16 protein-coding genes are annotated in these 21,953 nt (G+C 65.9%); 5 read left to right on the top strand and 11 right to left on the bottom strand.

The window, feature by feature from the left end:
* Positions 1–63: 63 nt before the first annotated feature.
* From argH to argC, 8 genes are all read right to left on the bottom strand, one after another.
* Positions 64–1,551: an argininosuccinate lyase gene (argH, locus tag ACFVTG_RS21630; protein WP_390282842.1), complete on the bottom strand. Its 1,488-nt coding sequence runs from the start codon at positions 1,549–1,551 to the stop codon at positions 64–66.
* Positions 1,548–2,753: an argininosuccinate synthase gene (locus tag ACFVTG_RS21625; RefSeq protein WP_390282841.1), complete on the bottom strand. Its 1,206-nt coding sequence runs from the start codon at positions 2,751–2,753 to the stop codon at positions 1,548–1,550. Before ACFVTG_RS21625 ends, argH begins: the two co-directional genes overlap by 4 nt.
* Positions 2,754–2,857: 104 nt before the next feature.
* On the bottom strand, positions 2,858–3,394 hold the full coding sequence (locus tag ACFVTG_RS21620) for an arginine repressor (protein WP_078105637.1): 537 nt from the start codon (positions 3,392–3,394) through the stop codon (positions 2,858–2,860).
* The gene (gene argF, locus ACFVTG_RS21615; RefSeq protein ID WP_390282840.1) at positions 3,394–4,413 is read right to left on the bottom strand and encodes an ornithine carbamoyltransferase; all 1,020 of its coding nucleotides are present in this window, start codon (positions 4,411–4,413) and stop codon (positions 3,394–3,396) included. Before argF ends, ACFVTG_RS21620 begins: the two co-directional genes overlap by 1 nt.
* The gene (locus ACFVTG_RS21610) at positions 4,410–5,627 is read right to left on the bottom strand and encodes an acetylornithine transaminase (RefSeq protein ID WP_390282839.1); all 1,218 of its coding nucleotides are present in this window, start codon (positions 5,625–5,627) and stop codon (positions 4,410–4,412) included. The genes argF and ACFVTG_RS21610 overlap by 4 nt, the downstream gene beginning before the upstream one ends.
* A gap of 107 nt (positions 5,628–5,734) precedes the next feature.
* Positions 5,735–6,694 (bottom strand): acetylglutamate kinase, encoded by a 960-nt coding sequence (gene argB / locus ACFVTG_RS21605; RefSeq protein WP_390282838.1) that lies wholly within the window; start codon positions 6,692–6,694, stop codon positions 5,735–5,737.
* Positions 6,695–6,705: 11 nt separating this feature from the next.
* Complete coding sequence (gene argJ / locus ACFVTG_RS21600) at positions 6,706–7,872, bottom strand: bifunctional glutamate N-acetyltransferase/amino-acid acetyltransferase ArgJ (protein ID WP_284753552.1); 1,167 nt, start codon at positions 7,870–7,872, stop codon at positions 6,706–6,708.
* Positions 7,869–8,900 carry an N-acetyl-gamma-glutamyl-phosphate reductase gene (argC, locus tag ACFVTG_RS21595; protein WP_390282837.1) on the bottom strand — a complete coding sequence of 344 codons (1,032 nt, stop codon included), beginning with the start codon at positions 8,898–8,900 and terminating at the stop codon, positions 7,869–7,871. Before argC ends, argJ begins: the two co-directional genes overlap by 4 nt.
* A gap of 187 nt (positions 8,901–9,087) precedes the next feature.
* Between argC and ACFVTG_RS21590 the strand changes: the two genes are divergently transcribed.
* From ACFVTG_RS21590 to ACFVTG_RS21575, 4 genes are all read left to right on the top strand, one after another.
* Positions 9,088–10,176 (top strand): acyl-CoA desaturase, encoded by a 1,089-nt coding sequence (locus tag ACFVTG_RS21590; RefSeq protein ID WP_284753554.1) that lies wholly within the window; start codon positions 9,088–9,090, stop codon positions 10,174–10,176.
* Between the two features lie 134 nt (positions 10,177–10,310).
* Positions 10,311–11,276 carry a quinone oxidoreductase family protein gene (locus ACFVTG_RS21585; RefSeq protein ID WP_390282836.1) on the top strand — a complete coding sequence of 322 codons (966 nt, stop codon included), beginning with the start codon at positions 10,311–10,313 and terminating at the stop codon, positions 11,274–11,276.
* A gap of 63 nt (positions 11,277–11,339) precedes the next feature.
* On the top strand, positions 11,340–15,272 hold the full coding sequence (locus ACFVTG_RS21580) for a Pls/PosA family non-ribosomal peptide synthetase (RefSeq protein ID WP_390282835.1): 3,933 nt from the start codon (positions 11,340–11,342) through the stop codon (positions 15,270–15,272).
* A gap of 79 nt (positions 15,273–15,351) precedes the next feature.
* Positions 15,352–16,749, top strand: a complete 1,398-nt coding sequence (locus ACFVTG_RS21575) for a M1 family metallopeptidase (protein ID WP_390282834.1) — start codon at positions 15,352–15,354, stop codon at positions 16,747–16,749.
* A gap of 26 nt (positions 16,750–16,775) precedes the next feature.
* On the opposite strand, the gene ACFVTG_RS21570 is transcribed toward ACFVTG_RS21575, so the two are convergent.
* The 3 genes from ACFVTG_RS21570 to pheS all read right to left on the bottom strand — a co-directional run bounded on the left by ACFVTG_RS21570 (position 16,776) and on the right by pheS (position 21,081).
* A complete protein-coding gene (locus ACFVTG_RS21570) occupies positions 16,776–17,339 on the bottom strand; it encodes a 4'-phosphopantetheinyl transferase family protein (RefSeq protein WP_390282833.1) in 564 nt (187 codons plus the stop codon).
* A 128-nt stretch (positions 17,340–17,467) separates the two neighbouring features.
* Complete coding sequence (gene pheT / locus ACFVTG_RS21565) at positions 17,468–20,017, bottom strand: phenylalanine--tRNA ligase subunit beta (protein WP_390282832.1); 2,550 nt, start codon at positions 20,015–20,017, stop codon at positions 17,468–17,470.
* A 2-nt stretch (positions 20,018–20,019) separates the two neighbouring features.
* Positions 20,020–21,081 (bottom strand): phenylalanine--tRNA ligase subunit alpha, encoded by a 1,062-nt coding sequence (gene pheS, locus ACFVTG_RS21560; protein ID WP_390282831.1) that lies wholly within the window; start codon positions 21,079–21,081, stop codon positions 20,020–20,022.
* A gap of 186 nt (positions 21,082–21,267) precedes the next feature.
* Between pheS and ACFVTG_RS21555 the strand changes: the two genes are divergently transcribed.
* On the top strand, positions 21,268–21,918 hold the full coding sequence (locus ACFVTG_RS21555) for an SIMPL domain-containing protein (protein WP_390282830.1): 651 nt from the start codon (positions 21,268–21,270) through the stop codon (positions 21,916–21,918).
* Positions 21,919–21,953: the final 35 nt, after the last annotated feature.

The raw sequence follows: 21,953 nt of genomic DNA, 5'->3' as shown, positions 1-21,953 counted from the left end.
CGGCAGTTCGCGGCGGTGTCTTTCGAAAACACCGCCGCGAACTGCCGGCGTGGGGCCTTGTTGTCAGGCCGCGTACGTCCGTACTGCTGCGAGTTCCGCTTCGAGGGCAAGCAGCTGGCGTTCGACGGCGGCCGGGGCCGTTCCGCCTTGGGAGTTGCGGCTGTTGAGCGAGCCTTCGGTGCTGAGCACGGTGCGCACCTCGGGGGTCAAGTGCTCCGAAATGCCCGCGTACTCTTCGTCCGTCAGGTCCCACAGCTCAACGCCGCGTCCTTCAGCCAGCTTCACCGCGGCACCGGAGAGCTCGTGTGCCTCCCGGAACGGCACCCCCTGGCGGACAAGCCACTCGGCGATGTCCGTGGCAAGCGCGAAGCCCTGCGGTGCCAACGATGCCATGCGCCCGGTATTGAAGGCGAGCGTTGCGATCATGCCCGAGACGGCGGGGAGCAGCACTTCCAAGGTGTCCGCGGCGTCGAAAACCGGTTCCTTGTCTTCCTGCAGGTCGCGGTTGTACGCGAGCGGCAGGCCCTTGAGCGTTGCCAACAGGCCGGCCAGGTTGCCGATGAGGCGCCCCGCCTTGCCGCGGGCGAGCTCGGCGACATCCGGGTTCTTCTTCTGCGGCATGATCGAAGACCCCGTGGAGTACGAATCATGGAGCGTGACGAAGGAGAACTCCTTGGTGGCCCACAGGATGACTTCCTCGGAGACGCGCGACAGGTCCACGCCGATCATCGAGCAGATCCACGCGAACTCGGCGAAAACGTCGCGCGAGGCAGTGCCGTCGATCGAATTGTGGACCGCTGAGAAGAACCCGAGGTCCGCGGCGACGGCCTCAGGATCCAGTCCAAGCGAGGAACCGGCCAAGGCGCCGGACCCGTACGGCGAGACGCCGGCCCGCTTGTCCCAGTCCTGGAACCGCTGCACGTCGCGCAACAGTGCCCAGGCGTGGGCAAGCAGGTGGTGGCTCAGCAGGACAGGCTGGGCATGCTGCAGGTGCGTCCGTCCAGGCATGGCGACGCCCTGGTGGGCCTTGGCCTGATCAACAAGGGCGTCGATCGTGGCGAGCACACCGCGGGCGATGATGCGGGCGTGGTCGCGCAGGAACATTCGGCCCAAGGTGGCCACCTGGTCGTTGCGCGAACGGCCTGCACGGAGCTTGCCGCCCAGGTGGGTTCCCGCGCGCTCAATGAGCCCGCGCTCGAGGGAACCGTGGACGTCCTCATCGCTCTCGGCAGGCTGGTAGGCGCCGCTCGCGACGTCGTCATCCAGCTGGGTGAGCGCCGCGAGCATGCCTTCTAGTTCGGCGTCGTCCAGCAGCCCCGCCTTGTGCAGCACGCGGGCATGCGCCTTGGAACCGGCGATGTCGTATCGGGCCAGCCGCCAATCAAAATGCGTGGACTTGCTCAGCGCGGCAAGCGCGTCCGCGGGGCCGCCGGCGAACCGGCCGCCCCACAGTGCGCCAGTGTTCGTTGCTTCCGATTTCGTCCCCGAACGCTCCCCAACCTCGCTGCGCTCGGCCGGGGACCCCGGCGTCCGTGGGCCCACCGACGTCATTTGCCCGAAACCCGCAGGTCGCGGCCTGCGGCGACCTTGGAGGACATTCCCCACAGCTCGATGAAGCCCTTGGCCTGCGACTGGTCGAAGGTGTCGCCGGTGTCGTAGGTGGCGAGGTCGAAGTCGTAGAGCGAGGTGTCGGAGCGGCGTCCGTTGACGATGGCCTGGCCGCCGTGCAGGACCATGCGGATGTCGCCGGAGACGTACCTCTGGGTGTCCTCGATGAAGGCGTCCAGGGAGCGCTTGAGCGGGGAGAACCACTGGCCGTCGTAGACCAGCTCGGACCAGCGCTGGCCGACGGTGGCCTTGAAGCGGGCCTGCTCGCGCTCGATGGTGACGTCCTCGAGGTGCTTGTGGGCGGTGATGAGGGCCATCGCGCCTGGAGCTTCGTAGATTTCGCGGGACTTGATGCCCACCAGGCGGTCCTCGACGACGTCGATGCGGCCAACGCCCTGGGCACCGGCGCGGCGGTTCAGTTCCTGGATGACCTGGAGCGGAGTGCGCTTGACGCCGTCGATGGCCACCGGCACGCCGGCTTCGAAGGTGATGGTGACTTCGTCCGGTGCCGGCGGGAATTCCGGGGTGGCCGTGTAGTCGTAGATGTCCTTGGTGGGAGCGTTCCAGATGTCCTCGAGGTAACCGGTTTCGACGGCGCGTCCCCAGACGTTCTGGTCGATCGAGTACGGGTTCTTCTTGGTGGTCTCGATCGGCAGTCCCTTTTCCTCGGCGAAGGCAATGGCCTTGTCGCGGGTCAGGGCGAGGTCGCGGACGGGTGCGATGCACTTCAGGTCCGGGCCCAGGGTCTGGATGCCGACCTCAAAGCGGACCTGGTCGTTGCCCTTGCCCGTGCAACCGTGCGCAACAGTGGTGGCACCGAATTCGCGGGCGGCCTTGACGAGGTGCTTGACGATCACGGGGCGAGAGATCGCCGAAACCAGCGGGTAGTGGCCCTGGTAGAGGGCGTTGGCCTTCAGCGTGGGCATCGCGTATTCGTTCGCGAATTCGTCGCGGGCGTCGGCCACGTAGGCCTCGACGGCGCCGCAGCCGAGGGCGCGCTGGCGGATGGTCTCCAGCGACTCGCCGCCCTGTCCGACGTCGACCGCCACGGCGATGACCTCGGCACCGGTGGCTTCACCGATCCAGCCGATGGCTACGGAAGTATCGAGGCCACCGGAGTAGGCCAGAACAATGCGCTCAGTCACGAGAGTGCTCCTTTGTTGTTGCTTGGTTCTTTTGAGTCAAATGCTTGGGTCGGGCCGAAGGCCCGGGTGGAATAGTGCCGGAATGGTTCAGTTGCCGGCCTGGACTAGTTTCCCGGTCCGGCTTCCTGGGCCAGCTGGAGGAATCGGGCCGCCAGTTCCGCCCCGCCGTCGGGATCCCTGGCAACCAAAAGCAAGGTGTCGTCGCCTGCGATCGTACCCAATACAGACGGCATCACCGAGTGGTCGATGGCCAGGGCGAGGAAGTTGGCGGCACCGGGCGGCGTCCGCAGCACCACGATATTGCCCGAAGCCTCGGCGGTGACCAGCAGTTCGCCGCACAGTCGGGACAGGCGCGCGTCCAGGATTTCCTGGGTGACGCCGCTTTTTGCATTGCGGTCGCCACCCTCGCCGGGAACCGCGTAGACCAGGGCACCGTCCTTGCCGCGCACGCGAACCGCCCCAAGTTCCACGAGGTCCCTGGAGAGGGTCGCCTGGGTGACTTGTACGCCGTCGTCCGCCAACAAAGCGGCCAACTCCGCCTGCGAGCGCACCGACTGACCCGTCAGGATCGCGGTGATCCGCGCTTGCCGGGCAGTCTTGGTGGCGGGGCTGGCGCCTTGCGACGCAGGATGGGTGGACACTAGAACGTGCTCTCGCCAGCGCTTTTTCCGGGAGAAACGGTGCCCCCAACGGGGGAAAGACCGTCGACGAACGCGAGTCCCGACTTGTGCATCAGCCAGGCCATGAGCGCCTTCTGGGCGTGCAACCGGTTCTCGGCTTCGTCCCACACGATGGACTGGGGCCCGTCGATAACACCTGCGGAGATTTCATAGCCTCGGTAGGCGGGCAGGCAGTGGAGCACGACGGCGTCCGGTGCGGCGTGCGCCATGGCGGCCTCGTCCACGGAGTACTCGCGGAAGAGTTGCATCCGGGCTTCTTTTTCGGCTTCCTGGCCCATGGACACCCACGTGTCGGTAGCGACGACGTCGGCGCCGCGGAGGGCTTCCGTGGCGTCGGTGGTGATGAGCACGGAACCGCCGGTCTCGGCAGCGCGCTCTTCCGCTGCCGCCACGATGTCGGCCGCTGGCAAGTAGCCTTGCGGACCCGAGATCCTGACGTGCATGCCCGCCGTGACACCGGCCAAGAGATAGGAGTTGGCCATGTTGTTCGCGGCGTCGCCCAGGTAGGCCATGGTAAGGCCCTTGAGTTCGCCCTTGTGCTCCTTGACCGCGAGGAGGTCCGCCAGCAACTGGCAGGGGTGGTAGTCATCGCACAAGGCGTTGATGACGGGAACCCTTGAGTTTTCGGCCATGGCTACGAGACCGGAGTGCGCCGAGGTGCGCCACACGATGGTGGAGACCATGCGTTCGAGGACCTTTGCGGTGTCCTCAACGGATTCCTTGTGGCCGATCTGCGCCTCGCCCGGATTGATGATGAGCGCGTTGCCGCCCATGTCGGCGATGCCGGTGGCGAAGGAGACACGGGTACGGGTGGAGGTCTTGTCGAAGATGACGGCGACGGTCTTACGACCGTTGCCGTCAGCTGCGAACGGTTGGACGCTGTACGGGGCGGCCTTCATTCGCACGGCGAGATCGAGCACTTCGGCTTGCTCCGCCGGTGTGAGGTCCGTGTCCTTGAGGAAGTGACGGGTGGTGTTCACTGGGCGTCCTTAGCAGTTTGGGCTGCGGCCTGGATGATGCCGGGCAGCGCGGCGAGGAAACTGTCGGCTTGCTCGGTGGTCAGGATGAGCGGCGGAGCCAGCCGGATGGTGCGCGGGCCGGGGCTGTTGATGATGAACCCTGCGTCGAGCGCAGCAGTCACCATGGCGGGCGCGATGTCGGCGTCAAGGTCGAAACCGATCAGGAGGCCTTCGCCCCGCACTTCGGTGACGGCGTCGACGTCGGACAGGCCGGCCCGCAGCCGCGCGCCGACGGTGCGCACGTTCTCCAGCACACCCTGGCTTTCGATGGCATGCAGGGTGGCGAGGGCTGCAGCCGTGGCTACCGGGTTCCCGCCGAACGTGGTGCCGTGCTGACCGGCTGTCAGGAGCGACGACGTCGGCTCCCCGAAGGTGATGAGCGCGCCGACCGGGAAGCCGCCGCCCAGGCCCTTCGCGAGGGTCACGGCGTCGGGGACGATGCCGGCGTCTTCGCTGGCCAGCCACTTGCCGGTTCGGCCGATGCCGGTCTGGACCTCATCCAGGATCAGCAGCGCGCCGGCGGCTGTGGTGGCTTCGCGGGCGGCCCGCAGGTACTCGACGCTGAGCGGGCGGACGCCCGCTTCGCCTTGGATGGGCTCAAGGAACACGGCCGCTGTGCTTTCGTCGACGGCGGCACGGAGCGCCTCGATGTCGCCGAACGGAATGTGGACGACGCCGCCGGGCAACGGCTCGAAGGGAGCCCTGTAGGCTTCCTTGGCGGTCAAGGCCAAGGCACCCATCGTGCGGCCATGGAAGGCGCCTTCGAGGGCAATGATCTTGGTGCGCTTGCCAGAACTGTTGCGCCGCGCCAGCTTGAACGCGGCCTCGTTGGCCTCGGTGCCCGAGTTGGCGAAGAACACCTTGGAGCCGGCAGGTGCCTTGGTGATGGCCAGCAGCTTCTCGGCGAGCGCGATCTGCGTGGGGCTCGTGAAGAAATTGGAGACATGGCCCAGGGTGGCCAGCTGGCTGGCGATGACCGACGTGACGAACGGATGGGCATGGCCCAGGGCGTTCACGGCAATCCCACCCAGGAGGTCCAGGTATTCCTTGCCGTCGGCGTCCCACACAAGGGCACCCGCACCACGGACCAGGACCCGCTGCGGGGTGCCGAAGACGCCCATGAGCGAAGAAGAATAGCGGGCAAGCCAGTCGGCTCCACTACTTACCCCAGTCATGACGGAAGCTTTGGTGCTCGATCCGGCGATAGGGGCCCGGGTGTGGTCGGGCACCGCGAAGCGGGCGGGGCCCCTATCGCCGGTCGAGCGAGAACCAACAGTTTCGTTCATGCGTCTACTTCCTCGTCGGGAACAACCTGGGTTCCGATGCCCGCGGTCGTAAAGGTTTCCAGGAGCATGGAGTGCGGCAGGCGGCCATCCACGATGTGTGCCTGCTCCACTCCTTCATCGATGGCCTTCAGGCAGGCGGCCATTTTCGGGATCATGCCGGACTCCAGGCGCGGCAGCATCTCCCGCAACTCCGTCGCCGTAAGCGAGGAGATGAGCGAGGACTTGTCCGGCCAGTTGGCGTAGAGGCCCTCGACGTCGGTCAGGATGACGAGCTTGGATGCGCCTAGTGCTGAGGCGACCGCCGCTGCGGCGGTGTCTGCGTTGACGTTGAGGACCTGGCCTGTGGTGGAGCCCGTGCCGTCGCCTTCGTCAAGGATCTCGGGGGCGACCGTGGAAATCACCGGGATGCGGCCGGCTGCGAGGATGTCCTCGATACCCGTGGGATCGACTCCCACTACTTCGCCCACCAAGCCGAGGTCCACTTCTTCGCCGTCCACCACGGTGCCGGTGCGCACGGCACGCAGAAGTCCGCCGTCCTCCCCCGACATGCCGACGGCGTAAGGCCCGTGGGAGTTGATGAGGCCTACGAGTTCGCGGCCCACTTGTCCGGTGAGCACCATGCGGACCACGTCCATGGCCTCGGGCGTGGTGACGCGCAGTCCGCCCTTGAATTCGGATTCAATGCCGAGCCGGCCCAGCATCGAGTTGATCTGCGGGCCGCCCCCGTGCACCACGACAGGGTGGATACCCACGTGGTGGAGGAAGACGACGTCCTCCGCGAAGGCACGTCGGAGTTCCTCGTTGACCATGGCATTCCCGCCGTACTTGATCACCATGGTGGTGCCGGCGAAGCGCTGGATCCACGGCAGCGCCTCGATGAGGGTCGCGGCCTTGTCCTGGGCTGTTTTTGCCGAATCGGCGCCGATCGACGTATTTTCGCGGGTGTGCGCAGTCATGGTCATCCCATCTAGCTTGAATAGGCGCTGTTCTCATGCACGTACTCGTGCGTGAGGTCGTTGGTCCAAATGGTGGCCTCGGCGTCGCCGGCCTGCAGGTCGATTTCCACGAGCACCTCGCGGGGTTCAAGGTCCACGAGGTTGCGATCGTCACCGATGCTGCCGTTACGGCAGATCTGGATACCGTTCATGGAGACGTTGAGCTGGTCCGGCTCGAAGATCGCGTCCGTGGTGCCCACCGAGGACAGGACGCGGCCCCAATTGGGGTCCTTGCCGAAGATGGCGGTCTTGAAGAGGTTGGAGCGGGCCACGGAACGGCTCACGATTTCGGCGTCGCGCTCGCTCGCCGCATTGAACGTGCGGATGGCGATATCGTGACTGGCGCCTTCGGCGTCACCGATCAGCTTGCGGGCAAGCTCGGCGCACACCTGGGTGATTCCGGCGCCGAGCTGCTCGGCGGACGGGATGGCCTCGGAGGCTCCGGAGGCCAGCAGCACGACGGTGTCGTTGGTGGACATACAGCCGTCCGAGTCCGTGCGGTCGAAGGTGACGCGCGTGGCGTCGCGGAGCACGACGTCGAGCTCTTCCGCCGGGACCTGGGCATCAGTGGTGAGCACCACCAGCATGGTTGCGAGGCCAGGAGCCAGCATGCCGGCGCCTTTAGCGATGCCACCTACCGTGAACGTGTTGCCCTCGGCATCGGTGCCCGTGAAGACTGCTTCCTTCGCCACGCTGTCCGTGGTCATGATCGCCGTAGCGGCCGCCGGACCGCCGTTCTCGGAAAGCTCCGCGTACGCCGCGTCGATGCCCGGGATGATCTTGTCCATGGGCAGTTGCTCACCGATCAGTCCGGTGGAGCAGACCACGACGTCGGAGGCAGAGATCCCGAGGACAGCCGCCACTTTTTCGGCGGTTGCGTGAGTATTTTGGAATCCCTGCGGACCGGTGCAGGCATTGGCCCCGCCGGAATTCAGCACCACTGCGTCAACGCGCCCGTCGGAGAGAACCTGGCGGGACCAGTGCACGGGAGCCGCGGCGACGCGGTTGGAAGTGAAAACGGCCGCTGCGGCTTTGAGCGGGCCGTCGTTGACAACCAGGGCGAGGTCGGGATTGCCCGATGCTTTGATGCCTGCTTTGACGCCGGCGGCCCGGAATCCCTGGGGGGCGGTGATGGTCACGGGGCAACTCCTTGGACGTTGAGGCCGGCGGATTCGTCCAGGCCGAGGGCAATATTCATGGACTGCACAGCGCCGCCGGCGGTCCCTTTGGTCAGGTTATCGATGGCGCACGTGACAATCACACGGCCGGAATGCTCGTCGAAGGCCAACTGCAGGACGGCGTGGTTGGAACCCTGCACCGATTTGGTTGTGGGCCATTGGCCTTCGGGCAACAGGTGGACGAACGGTTCGTCGTCGTACGCTTCAGCCCAGGCAGTGCGGAGTTCGGCAGCCGTGACGCCGGCCTTGACCTTGGCTGTTGCCGTGCTCAGGATGCCGCGGCTCATGGGCGCGAGAGTGGGAGTAAAGGACACAGTGACGGGTTCACCGGCCGCATTGGAAAGTCCTTGTTCGATCTCGGGGGTGTGGCGGTGTCCGCCGCCCACGCCATAGGGACTCATGGAGCCCATGACCTCTGAACCGATGAGGTTCACTTTGGCCGCCTTGCCGGCGCCGGACGTGCCGGAGGCGGAAACTATCACCACGTCGTCGGGCTGGAGAAGCTTGTTGGCGAAGCCGGGCGTGAGGGCGAGGAGGGCCGACGTCGGGTAGCAGCCGGGCACGGCAATCCGTTTCGCCCCCTTCAGGGCGTCGCGCTGGCCGGGGAGTTCCGGCAGCCCGTAGGGCCAGGTTCCGGCATGGGCCGAGCCATAGAACTTTTCCCAAGCCGCGGGGTCTTCGAGCCGATGGTCCGCGCCGGCGTCGATCACCAGCGTGCCTTCCGGCAGCTGCGCCGCGATCTCAGCCGAGGCTCCGTGCGGGAGCGCGAGGAACACGACGTCGTGGCCCGCGAGGTTCTCCACGCTGGTGTCCTCGAGAATCCGGCTGGCCAAACCATGGAGATGCGGCTGCAACTCCCCTAGTCTGGAACCGGCATTGCTGTGCGCAGTGATGGCACCAATGGTCACGTCCGGATGGCCTGCCAGGAGGCGCAGCACCTCTCCCCCGGCATAGCCGCTGGCACCGGAGACGGCAACAGAAATAGTCATGGCAAGACTATACAGCAAAACTATTCATAGTTGCCGATATTTATGCACGGCTTTTTTGGACCCTATCGGAGCATCTCGTCTCGGCACAGCCTCTTAGGGAGCGTATGCTGAATAGAGGGTGATCTAGACCGTGCAGCCGATCGTCGGCTGCAGCGTTGCCCGTTAATGTGTTACGGGGCAACTGCATATGTCACAGACCTCCACTACGGAACGTCCTACCAAGGGCGTCCGGCCACCCAACGCCGTCGTGCTCAGCTATTCCGAACTCCTCAAGACGGTCCGCGCGGAAGGGTTATTGAAGCGCCGCGTCGGCTTCTACATCAGCGTTTTTGCTTCCCTGGTCCTCTTGCTGACCGGCACCTGGTTCGGCTTCGCGCTGATCGGCCCCAGCTGGTACCAGCTTCTCATCGCGGCGGCCCTGGGCATCCTTTGCACCCAGTTGAGCTTCCTGGCCCATGAGGCCGGCCACCGCCAGATTTTTGCCTCGCGCAGGGCCAATGACTGGTCCGCCCGCATCCTGGCCACGTCGGTTGCCGGCATCAGTTACTCCTGGTGGGAACAGAAGCACGGCGCACACCACAACAACCCGAACGTGATTTCCAAGGACCCGGACATCAAGACCGGAGCCCTGGCCTTCCATGTTGAAGCCGCCGCAGGCAGGCAGGGACGCTTCGCGTTCCTCACGCGCCGGCAAGGCTGGTTCTTCTTCCCGCTCCTCATGCTGCTGGGCATCAGCCTGCAGTGGGAGTCGTTGATGTACATCTGCCGGCCCGGAGCCATCAAGCACCGCTGGGTAGAGACGCCCATCCTCCTGGCACGGCTTCTCGCGCTGCCGGTCCTCGCCTTCACCTTCCTTCCGCTTGGGATGGCATTTGCCTTCCTGGGCGTCCAGATCATGGTGTTCGGCTTCTACATGGGTGCTTCCTTCGCCCCGAACCACAAGGGCATGCCGGTCCTCCCGGCAGACTCCCGCGTCGATTTCCTGCGTCGCCAGATCCTGACAGCCAGAAACATCTCCGGCGGCCCCTTCATGAACATCCTCCTGGGCGGCCTCAACCACCAGGCGGAGCACCACTTGTTCCCGGACATGGCCCGCCCGCACTTGCGCCGCGCCTCGGAGATCGTTCGAAGCTACTGCGAAAAGCACTCCATTCCCTACACCGAAACCACGTTGATGCAGTCGTACGCCATCGTTGTGCGGTACCTCAACGAGGTAGGACTCGCCGCGGGCCGCGGCTTTGACTGCCCCGTTGCCTCCGCGCACGGCAGGGGCTGACACACCCGGAAGACCCAGGGCACATTACGGCGAACCACGGCGCTAAACCGCTGACTGGACACTCGACGGACTCCGCTCCCTAGGATGGTTGTGTGAATGCGGGCACGAAAGTGCCTCGACGGAGAAGGAGACACATGACGCAAGCGATCATTGCCCGGCTAGCCGGAGGACCCGAAGTCCTCGAACTCACCGAAGCAGAGGTTCCGGTTCCGGGCCCGCGACAGCTCCTCGTCAAAGTTGCAGCCGCCGGAGTGAACTTCATCGACACTTATCAGCGCAGTGGCATCTACAAGGTCGAGTATCCGTTCACCCCCGGCTCCGAGTCGGCAGGCACCGTGGAGGCCATCGGCGCAGGCGTCGAGGACTTCGCCGTCGGGGACAGGGTCGCTACCGCTGAAGGAGCCCGCAGCTACGCGGGGTACACCCTCGTAGACGCCGACAAGGCGCTTCCGGTGCCGGACGGCGTCGACGACCACACAGCGGCGGCCCTGCCGCTGCAGGGAATGACCGCGCACTACCTGATCAACTCTTCCTTCCGCGTGGAACCGGGCCAGACCGTCCTGACCCATGCCGGCGCTGGCGGCGTCGGACTCATCCTGACGCAGTTGCTCAAGGCCCGGGGCGCCCGCGTCATCACCACGGTGTCCTCGGACGAGAAGGAAGCACTTGCACGGGAAGCCGGCGCGGACGAAGTCCTGCGCTACACCGGATTTGCGGACAAGGTCCGCGAACTCACCGACGGCGAAGGCGTCAACGTGGTGTACGACGGCGTCGGCAAGGATACCTTTGACGGCTCCCTTGTGAGCCTGCGCATCCGCGGCTCGCTCGTCCTGTTCGGCGCAGCATCCGGACCGGTGCCGCCGTTTGACCCCCAGCGACTGAACGCGGGCGGATCGTTGTCCCTGACCCGCCCGACCCTTGGCCACTTCCTGCAGAACCCGCAAGAGCGGCGCTGGCGTTCGGCCGAGGTCTTCGGTGCTGCCGCCAGCGGCGCGCTCAAAGTCCGGATTGGCGGAACGTACCCGCTCGCCGAAGCCGCCCAGGCCCATCGCGACCTGGAAGGCCGCAAAACCACGGGCAAGCTACTCTTAGTCCCATAATCGAAGCAACGGCCACGCGACCGCTGACACCTTCTGTTCACCTCAATCCGAGAAGCTTCGAACGTGACCCAGGAACATGAAATCCCGGCGGACAGCCTGGAACTCCAAACGGCGCATCTGCCCCAGCTGCAAGGCTCAGCAGCAGCGCCGCCAGCGCGCACGCTCATTGAGCTCCTCGAGGACACGGCCCGGACATTCCCGGAGGCCTCTGCCCTCGATGACGGGCAAAAGTCGCTGAGTTACTCCGAGCTCATGGCCCAGGTGCGCGGTTTTGCGGCCACGCTCAACGCAGCCGGACTGGGACCCGGAGACAAGATCGGCGTGCGGGTTCCCTCCGGGTCCAACGATCTCTACATTGCCATCCTCGCAATCCTCTCGATCGCGGCCGCCTATGTGCCCGTCGACGCGGACGATCCCGAGGAACGGGCACGGCTGGTTTTCGGAGAAGCCAAAGTGTCTGCCGTCGTCACAAAGGGCCGCAGGATCGAGGTATCCGGGGAGCGCCCAACACCGCACCCGGCTCCGCGTGCCCCAGGGCTGGATGACGATTCCTGGGTCATCTTCACCTCGGGGTCCACGGGCACGCCCAAGGGCGTGGCCGTGCAGCACCGTTCGTCCGCAGCCTTTGTTGACGCCGAGGCTCGGATCTTCCTCCAGGAAGATCCGATTGGACCGCAGGACCGGGTGCTCGCCGGCCTTTCAGTGGCCTTCGACGCTTCTTGCGAAGAGATGTGGCTGGCGTGGCGGCACGGTGCCTGCCTCGTCCCGGCCCCGCGCGCTCTGGTGCGTTCCGGCATGGACCTTGGGCCCTGGCTGATCAACCACGGCATCACAGTGGTGTCTACCGTTCCCACGCTCGCGGCGCTATGGCCCGCGGAAGCCCTCGAGAACGTGCGCCTGCTCATTTTCGGCGGCGAAGCCTGCCCTCCCGAACTCGCCGAGCGCCTCGCAGTGGACGGCCGCGAAGTGTGGAACACCTATGGCCCCACCGAGGCTACCGTCGTGGCCTGCGCGGCTCCCCTGGGCGGGGACGGCCCTGTCCGGATCGGACTGCCGCTGGACGGCTGGGACCTCGCCGTCGTCGATGCCGCCGGGGCTCCGGTCGCGGAAGGCGAAACAGGCGAACTGATCATCGGCGGCGTCGGACTGGCCCGCTACCTCGATCCGGCCAAAGACGCCGAAAAGTACGCCCCCATGCCATCCCTGGGGTGGGAACGTGCCTACCGCTCCGGCGACTTGGTCCGCTACGAGGAAGCCGGCCTCATCTTCCAGGGCCGCGCGGATGAACAGGTCAAGCTTGGTGGCCGGCGCATCGAACTCGGCGAAATCGACGCCGCCCTGCAGGCCCTCCCGGGAGTCGCGGGCGCCGCCGCCGCGGTCCGCACGACGGCGGCCGGGAACCAGATACTGGTCGGTTACCTGGCTCCGGCCGGACCCGAGGACATCGACCTCGCAGCTTCCCGCGGCTTGCTCACGGAAAGCCTTCCCGCCGCTTTGATCCCCCTGCTGACTGTCGTGGACTCGCTTCCGACGAAGACCAGCGGCAAAGTGGACCGGCATTCCCTTCCCTGGCCGTTGGCGGGCGCGGGCGCCGCGGATGCCGACAAGGCACCACTCAACCTGCCCGAGGACGCCCACTGGGTGGTCGAGCAATGGGAAAGGATCCTAGGTTCCAGCGTCACATCGCTCGACGCCGACTTCTTCGCCTATGGCGGCGGCTCCCTCGCCGCGGCCCAGCTCGTCTCGGCCCTGCGCGTGCGGTACCCCACCATCACCGTGGCGGAAATCTACGCGACCCCGCGAGTTGGTGCCCTGATCGATGCCGCGCGGCAGTCACTGCCGGAAGGCGGCATCCTGGGGCCGGCGGCCGAACGCACGGTTCGCCCGACCTCCCGGAAATCGCAGATCTTCCAGACCTTGATGGGGATTTTCCTCAACATCCTGGTGGGCATGCGATGGCTCACCTACCTGATGGCCGCCAATCATGTGCTGGCCGACTTCGCCGGTTTCGCAGCCGCTCCCGTGGTGTCCTGGTGGTGGATCCTGGCATCCTGGCTCGTGTTCGTCAGCCCGCCGGGACGCATGGCCATCTCGATCCTTGCCGCGAGGACCCTCTTGCGTGGAGTCCGGCCCGGAACCTACCCGCGCTCCGGCAAAGTCCACTTGAAGTTGTGGCTTGCGGAACAGATCCAGGACCTCTCGGGAGCCATCAGCCTCGCCAGCGCGCCGTGGGTTCCGTACTATGCCAAGGCACTGGGGGCGAAGATCGGGAACAACGTCCATTTGCATTCCCTGCCTCCCGTCACGGGACTGCTTTCATTGGGCAGCGGCTGCAACATCGAACCCGAAGTGGATCTCTCCGCCTGGTGGATCGACGGCGACTACGTCCACATCGGCTCCATCCATGTAGGCGCCGGCGCCACAGTGGGCTCCCGCAGCACCCTCATGCCAGGAACCAGTATCGGCGCGGGCGCACGCGTGGAGCCCGGTTCCGCGGTGTTGGGCAAGGTCAAGGCCGGGCACCTTGTTGCCGGCTCCCCCGCCGAACGCCGTGGCAAAGCCAAGAACGGGTGGCCGGAGACCCCGTCGTCGCACCATCTGATCGGCCGGCTCTGGTTCGCGGCATTTGCTTCGGCTTCAGCACTGTTGGCGCTGATCCCCTACGTCTCGGCATTCGTCGGCGCTAGCGTGGTCCTGGCCTTCATCCAAGGCAAGAATTCCCTGCAGGATGCCTTCCCGGAAATCCTGCTTGCTATACCTCCGGCAGCACTGGCCTGGTTCCTCTGTAATCTCCTGCTGATCCTGGCGACAACCCGGATGCTGGGCATCGGTCTCGCCGAGGGGTACTACCGCGTTCGCAGCCGCGTCGGTTGGCAGGTTTGGGCCACTGAACGGGTCTTGGACATGGCGCGGGATCTGCTCTTCCCCATCTACGCCAGCCTCTTCACGCCTGTGTGGCTGCGCCTGCTGGGCGCCAAAGTAGGCCGTAACGTGGAGGCCTCCACGGTCCTGCTGCTACCACGCATGACGACCATCGGCGACGGTGCATTCCTCGCCGACGACACCATGGTGGCCTCCTATGAGCTCGGCGGCGGCTGGATGAAGATCGGACCGGCCAAGATCGGCAAACGATCGTTCCTCGGCAACTCCGGCATGACCGCCGCAGGGCGCAGCGTGCCCAAGAATTCGCTGGTCGCCGTGCTGTCCGCCACGCCGGCCAAGGCCAAATCGGGCACCTCCTGGCTGGGCAGTCCGCCCGTCCGGCTGCGCCGGACCGCCGTCAACGCAGATCAGAGCCTGACCTTCAACCCGCCACTGGCACTCAAGACCAAACGGGCACTTTGGGAATTGTGCCGGCTGGTGCCGGTCATCCTGACGGTGGGGATCGCCGTCGGCATCATGCTGGTCCTCGACTGGATCGCCACCGAGACCACCTACTGGCTCGCAGCCGTCCTGGGGGGCGTCGTGGTCCTCGCGGCAGGTGCCGTGGCCGCGGCAAGTTCAGTCGCCGCGAAATGGATATTGGTAGGACGCATCAAAGAGGGCGAGCATCCCCTGTGGAGCTCGTTCATCTGGCGCAACGAAGTGGTGGACACCTTCATCGAGATGGTCAGCGCTCCGTGGTTCGCACGTTCGGCATCCGGCACGCCTGCGTTGGTGTGGTGGCTCCGGGCGCTCGGCGCGAAAATCGGCCGGGGTACCTGGTGCGAAAGCTACTGGCTACCCGAAGCGGACCTCGTCACGCTTGGCGAAAGCTCCACGGTCAACCGTGGCTGCGTGGTCCAGACACACCTCTTCCACGACCGCATCATGAGCATAGACACCGTGGTCCTCGGAGATGGCGCCACGATGGGCCCGCACGGCGTCATCCTGCCGCGCGCCAGTATCGGGGCGGGCGGAACGGTTGGACCGGCGTCGCTCGTCATGCGGGGCGAAACTGTGCCCGCGGGCACGTACTGGATGGGCAACCCCGTCAGCCCGTGGTCCGGGCCGTAGCATAGATTGGCAAGAGGGCGTGAAATATAAGCCCACAATGACAGCAGCACGCCAAGCTAGACGGAGGCAGCCAGCGCACATGAGCCGCAGCGAACCCGGAACAACCCAAGCGCAGGAAACAACCACAACTGCCGCCGATCCGTACACCTTGCACCACGGAAGCACGGCATTCCAGGTGCTGAGGTATGAGCTGGACCTGGACTACAGCCTGGGCAGCAACCGGCTCAACGGCCGCGCGCTGCTCCGGTGCGTAGCGCTGGAAGACACGGCCTCCGTGATCCTGGACCTGGTGGGCCTGAAGGCTTCCAAAATCCTTGTCGACGGCAAGAAAGTGCCGAAGTTCAGCCCGCGCGGCGAGCACCTCGTGATCACCACAAAAGAGCAGTTGCGGGCAGGCCAGCACTTCACGGTTGAGCTCCGCTACGACGGGAATCCGCAGCCGCGCCGGGGCCTGTGGGGCGAAGTCGGTTGGGAAGAGCTCGAAGACGGCGTGCTGGTTGCCGGGCAGCCGAACGGCGCGGCGTCCTGGTTCCCGTGCAACGACCATCCGCGGCACAAGTCCAGCTACTTGATCAGCATCACCACCGACGACAACTACCGCGCCATCTGCAACGGCCGCCTCGTCTCCCACAGCAGGAAATCAAGCCGCGAAACCTGGGTCTACGAACAGGGCGAGCCGATGGCAAGCTATCTCGCCACCGTACAAATCGGGCGCTACCGGCTTCACCAGCTCAGCCCCGCCCTCGGCGGATTCCGCACCGGAACGGCCCATCATGCCGAAGCCCTGCGGCAGGCTCCGGTGCCCCAATTCGTTGCTGTCTCCCCCGGTTTGTTGACTGAGGCCCGCGAAGGCCTGGCACGGCAGGCCGACATGATGCGTACCTTTGTGGAGTGTTTCGGCCCGTATCCCTTTGCGGAATACACCGCCGTCGTGACCGAGGACGAACTGGAAATCCCCCTTGAGGCCCAGACCCTCTCGATCTTCGGCCGGAACCACATGGAGCAATCGTGGGACGCACAGCGCCTCATTGCCCACGAGCTGTCCCACCAGTGGTTCGGCAACTCGCTCACCGTGAGCAGCTGGCGGGACATCTGGTTGCATGAGGGCTTCGCCTGCTACGCGGAGTGGATCTGGTCCGAGGAAGCCGGCGTCATGTCCCTCGCCAACCGCGCAAGGGCCGCGTGGCGCAAGCTCGACATGGGCGCCCAGGACCTCGTGATCGGCGACCCCGGACCGGAGCATATGTTCGATGACCGCGTCTACAAGCGCGGAGCTCTTGCCCTCCACGCCGTCCGTCGTGCGTGCGGCGACGCAGCGTTCTTCGGATTGCTGCGGCATTGGACGGAGGCCAAGCGCCACAGCTCGGTGTCCACGGCGGAATTCATCGCTACGGCCAACACTTACGTCCCGGGACTCGACGCGGCCACAGTCCTGGAACCGTGGCTGTACCAGGCAAGGCTGCCCGCTTTCGGCTGACCCTGGAATTCAGGCAATCCAAGGATTCAGCGGGACGTTACCGCGAGGGCGGCAAGCAGTCCCGGCGGAAGAGCCCGGCCGTCAACGCTGGCCGGGAGATCCAGGTCCCACAACCCTGGCCTTTCAAGCACATCGAGGGAGTCCGGGCTCACCCTGAGCCCTTCGCCCGTCATCTTCAACCATGCTTCCTTGCGTGCCCACAATCGTGCGCGCTCATGGGCCCGGCGCCCGGGTTTGAGCGCGTCGAGATGGCGGTGCTCGCGCGCGGTCAGGGCAACGTCGTCGAAGCCGGCGAACTCTGTGCCCGCCGCGTTTTCCAGGTCGACGCCCACCCGGAGCCCAGGCTCGGGATGCACGACGGCGGCAAACAGCACCCAGCCCGATGACCGTGAGGCGCTGAGCGCCAGGGGTGCGCGGACGCCGTCGAGCACGTATCCGGGCCGTCCATGCACAACGTCCGGGCCAGAGCCGCAGTCCGGGCACTCATAGGCCGCCTGGAGCTTCGAGGCGGGAACACCCAGAAGGGTGGCCGCAAAGTCTTGCTGGGCCAGCCTGGATGCCAGGAACTCGAGGCGCAGGGCCGGTGCCATGGCGTTTCCCCTAAGGGTTTCGGCCGGAGACAGCAATTCCGCCGCGATCTTTTCGATGGCGGCGGAATCGGCAGGATCCAGGGACTGGATGTGAACAGCCAGCCCCTGGATCCCCGGGTTGATACTCGTCAGCGCTGGACTGCTCCGAATCGCTCTGCGGCGACGGCGACGGCGGCCTCGCGGGCCTCCGATGCCTCGTCGGCTGTCAAGGTGCGGTCCGTGGCACGGAACCGAAGCCCGAAGGCGAGCGACTTCTTGCCGTCTTCGATGCCCTGGCCCGCGTAGACATCGAACAAGGCGACGTCTTCGAGGAGTTCGCCGGCGCCTTCCCGGAGGGCAGCCAGTACGGCGTCTGCCGGAACATCCTGCGGCACCACGAGGGCAACGTCCTGCGTGGCCACCGGGAAACCGGAGATGTGCTTGGCAACGATGACGTCCGGAGCTGCGTCGAACAGTGCGTCCGCATTGAGCTCGAGGGCCACGGAGCGTGCCGGCATGTCATGGGCTGCAAGCAGCTTGGGGTGCAATTCGCCGGCGTAGCCCACGACGTCGCCCGAGCGAAGCGCCAACTGGGCGGCACGGCCCGGGTGGAACGCCTGGTGGCTGCCTTGGCGGACCACGAGTTCCACGCCGAGGACGTCGCCGACGAGCCGGGCAATATCCAAGGCGTCGGCCCAGTCCCAGGCACGCGGAGTGTGGGCCGCGGCGGCCGGGGAATCATGGCCGGTCAAAACAGCGGCGATGTGCAGCGGCTGGTCCGGGACGCCGTCGTACAGTCCGTCAAGGACCTCGTCGGAAGGCTTGACGCCCAGCGGCGGGATGGACGCCGTACCCAGCTGACCGTCGGGAAGGAACACCGAGCCTGCCTCGAAGAGGGCGAGGTCGCGGAACCCGCGGGAGTGGTTGCGGCGGGCAACCTCGATCAGGCCGGGAAGCACCGAGGTACGAAGGTAACCGTGTTCCTCGCTGATCGGGTTGGCCAACTTGAGGGCGGTCCGTGCCGCGCCTTCCTCGGCCACGCCGAAGGTATCGTTGGCCGACTTGGAGACGAACGGATAAGAGAGGACCTCGGTGAGCCCGGCGTCGGCGAGGGCCTGGACCACACGGCGCTTTTGCTGCTGGGTACGGGTCAGGCCGCGGCCTGGAGGGGCCACGGGCAGGGTGGCCGGGATGTTGTCGTAGCCAACGAGCCTCGCGATTTCCTCGGAGAGGTCTTCCTTGGTTTCCAGGTCATTGCGCCAGCTCGGTGCCGTGACCACATAGGAGCCGCCCACTTCGTCCTTCAGGACAATGGCGCCCAGGTCCTTGAGGGAACCCGTGATCTGTTCTTCCGTGAAGTCGATCCCGATCCGGGAGGCCGCGTAGCCTGCCGGAAGCTCGATGGTCACGGCGTCGGGCGCCGTCCCGACGTCGGTACCGGCCTCGTCCGCCGTCCCGCCGGCAAGTTCAACCAGAAGGTCAACGACGCGCTGGGCAGCCACGTTGGCGACCTGCCAATCCACTCCGCGTTCGAAGCGCTTGGACGCCTCTGACGGCAGCTTGTGCCTGCGGCGCGAGCGCCCGATCGACACCTCGTCGAAGTGCGCTGCCTCGACCAGGATGTTGGTGGTCGAATCGGAAACCTCGGTGTTCGCTCCGCCCATGACGCCGGCGATGCCGATTGCGCCGGAGTCGTCGGTGATCAGGAGGTCTTCGACGTCGAGCGCACGCACTTTGTCGTCGAGGGTGGTGATCTTCTCCCCCGCGACGGCGCGGCGCACCACGATGTCGCCCGAAAGCTTGTCGAGGTCGTAGCAGTGGTTCGGCTGGCCGAGTTCGAGCATCACGTAGTTGGAAATGTCCACAGGCAGCGAAATGGAGCGGATGCCCGCCAGGCGCAGCCGGGAGACCATCCACGGCGGGGTGGGGCGGGTGGCGTCCACGCCGCGGACCGTGCGGGCCACGAAGCGGTCGCAACCGGGTTTGCCGTAGATGGGAGCGTCGTCGTTGAGCTTGACGCCATAGCCGCCCGAGAGTGCCGCGGGGGCATTGACCTTGGCAGCCGGGTCCGTGAAGACGGTTCCGGTGGCGTGGGCATACTCGCGAGCCACGCCGCGGATCGAGAACGCGTAGCCGCGGTCCGGAGTGACGTTGATTTCGGCGGCTTCGTCGTAGAGGCCAAGGAGGGTCATGGCGTCGGTGCCGATTTCCGGATCGAGGCCAATGCGGGAAAGCACCAGGATGCCGTCGTGGTCCTCGCCGATGCCGAGTTCACGAACCGAGGCGATCATCCCTGCGGAAAGGTGCCCGTACGTCTTGCGCGCGGAAATATGGAAATCACCCGGGAGCACGGCGCCCGGGAGGGTCACCACAACCTTGTCTCCCTCGACGAAGTTGTGGGCGCCGCAAATGATGCCCTGCACGCCGGACGGGTCGATGCCCTTGCCGGTCAGGGTCTGCTCCTGGCCTTCGGGGACCACGCGGACCTGGCACCAGTTGATGGTCTTGCCGTTGGACTGCGGTTCCTTGACGAGGCTCAGGACCTGGCCCACCACGATGGGACCCTTGAGTTCGTCCGTGGGGCGGTGGACAGCTTCTTCTTCAAAACCGACCTTGACGAGTTCCGCCATGACGTCTTCGGCCGTGGCGTCGGCCGGAACCTGCGCGAATTCACGCAGCCATGAAAGTGGGATACGCACTGTTAGATCTCCATCCCGAAGTGCTCGCTGAAACGTACATCGCCTTCGATCATGTCGCGCATGTCGCCGACCTCGTTGCGGAACATGAGCGTGCGCTCGATGCCCATGCCGAAGGCAAAGCCTGAATACTCGTCCGGGTCGATGCCGGCAGCGCGCAGGACATTGGGATTGACCATGCCGCAGCCGCCCCATTCGATCCAGCGAGGCCCGCCCTTGGCACCGGGGTGCCAAATGTCCAGCTCCGCGGAGGGCTCGGTGAACGGGAAGTAGTTGGGACGCAGGCGGATCTGTGCCTCATCACCGAACATTTGCCGGGCGAAGTGCTCCAAGGTGCCGCGCAGGTCGGCCATGCTCAGCTTCTTGTCGATGGCCAGGCCTTCGAACTGGTGGAATACGGGCGTGTGGGTGGCATCGAGTTCATCGGTGCGGAAGACCTTGCCCGGGCACAGCACATAGATGGGCACTTCGCGCTCCAGCATGGACCGGACCTGCACCGGTGATGTGTGCGTGCGCATGAGCAGGTGGGCCTCGGGAGGTTCCACGAAGAAGGTGTCCTGCATTTCGCGGGCCGGGTGGTCCGGCTTGAAGTTGAGGGCGTCGAAGTTGAACCACTCGGACTCGACCTCGGGTCCTTCGGCGATTTCCCAGCCCATCCCGACGAAGATGTCCGCCACGCGGTCCTGCAGCGTGGAGAGCGGGTGGCGGGCACCGGCGCGGCGCCGCCGCGGCGCTGCCGTGACGTCGACGGTTTCCTCCACGAGGATGCGGGCGTCGTTTTCCGCTTCGAGCACAGCGGTCCGTGCTGCGAGCGCCTGGTTGACGCGGCCACGGGAGGAACCCATGAGCTTGCCTGCGGCCGCCTTCTGCTCCTTGGGCAGGCCGCCGATTTCACGGTTGGCAAGGCTCAACGGCGACTTCTCGCCGGTGTGCGCCAAGCGGACGGCTTTGAGTTCTTCGAGGGAGGATGCAGCAGCAATCGCGGCGACGGCATCCTCAACGGCAGCGGTGATGGCGGCTTCATCCAGAGGGTTCGGGATGGCAGCGCCCGGCAAAGTGTCAGTCATCTACTGTTCTTAGCTACGAGTCGGAAATGGTCTTCACCAGGCAGGGCCATGGCAAAAGCAGGAGCAATGCTCGCTGGACGGGTCCGGCGGGCACTAACACCCAGTCTAGTAGAAGGGTCCGGCGGGGATTTAACCCGTGACACCGCTGGGCCGCCGTTCGCCGGTGCCCGGGGCTAGCATGGCCTCATGACACCGGTCCGCACCATCACTGTCACCGGAGAGGGAACCGCCGAGGCCGTTCCCGACCTTCTTACGCTCACGCTCGCAGTCGAGGTCAGGCGCGACGCCGCCGAAGCCGCCTATGGCGGCGCCGGTGAGGTCGCCTCGGCGGTGACGGAGGCCTTGCGGGGACACGGCGTGGCCGGTCTTGACCTGCGGACGAGCGGCCTCAATCTGCGTGCCGAACTCGTCTGGGCCGAAAACCAAGGGCAAAAGGTCACTGGTTATGTTGCATCAACCACCATGGTTGCCCGGTTCGGCCCGCCGTCGGCGGCCCCCGCGGCCATCTCGGCGGCGGTGGCTGCAGGCGGTGACAGCCTTCGCATCAACGGGATCGAACGAGGATTCACGGATTCCTCCACCGTCGCAGCGCGCGCACAGGAGGCGGCGTGGCGGGAGGCCGAAGCGAAGGCGGCCCGCTTTGCGTCACTTGCCGGCGGCCGCTTGGGGCGCGTGTTATCCGTCGATCAGCGGCCGGAGCACGGATCGCCGGTGCCGATGATGGGCGACATGAAACGCGCCTCGGCGAGAGAAGGCGTGCCCATTGAAGCTGGATCCGTGGCGGTTTCCGCGAACGTCGTGGTGCAGTGGGAGCTGGACTCGGCAGCGCCAGCCTAGTGAACAGCGCCGGCCTAGTGAACAGCGCCGGCCTA

The sequence above is a fragment of the Arthrobacter sp. NPDC058127 genome (assembly GCF_042884555.1).
GTDB lineage: Bacteria > Actinomycetota > Actinomycetes > Actinomycetales > Micrococcaceae > Arthrobacter.
The sequence above is the reverse complement of the archived record's forward strand: the minus strand, read 5'-3'. Positions and strand labels throughout refer to the sequence as shown.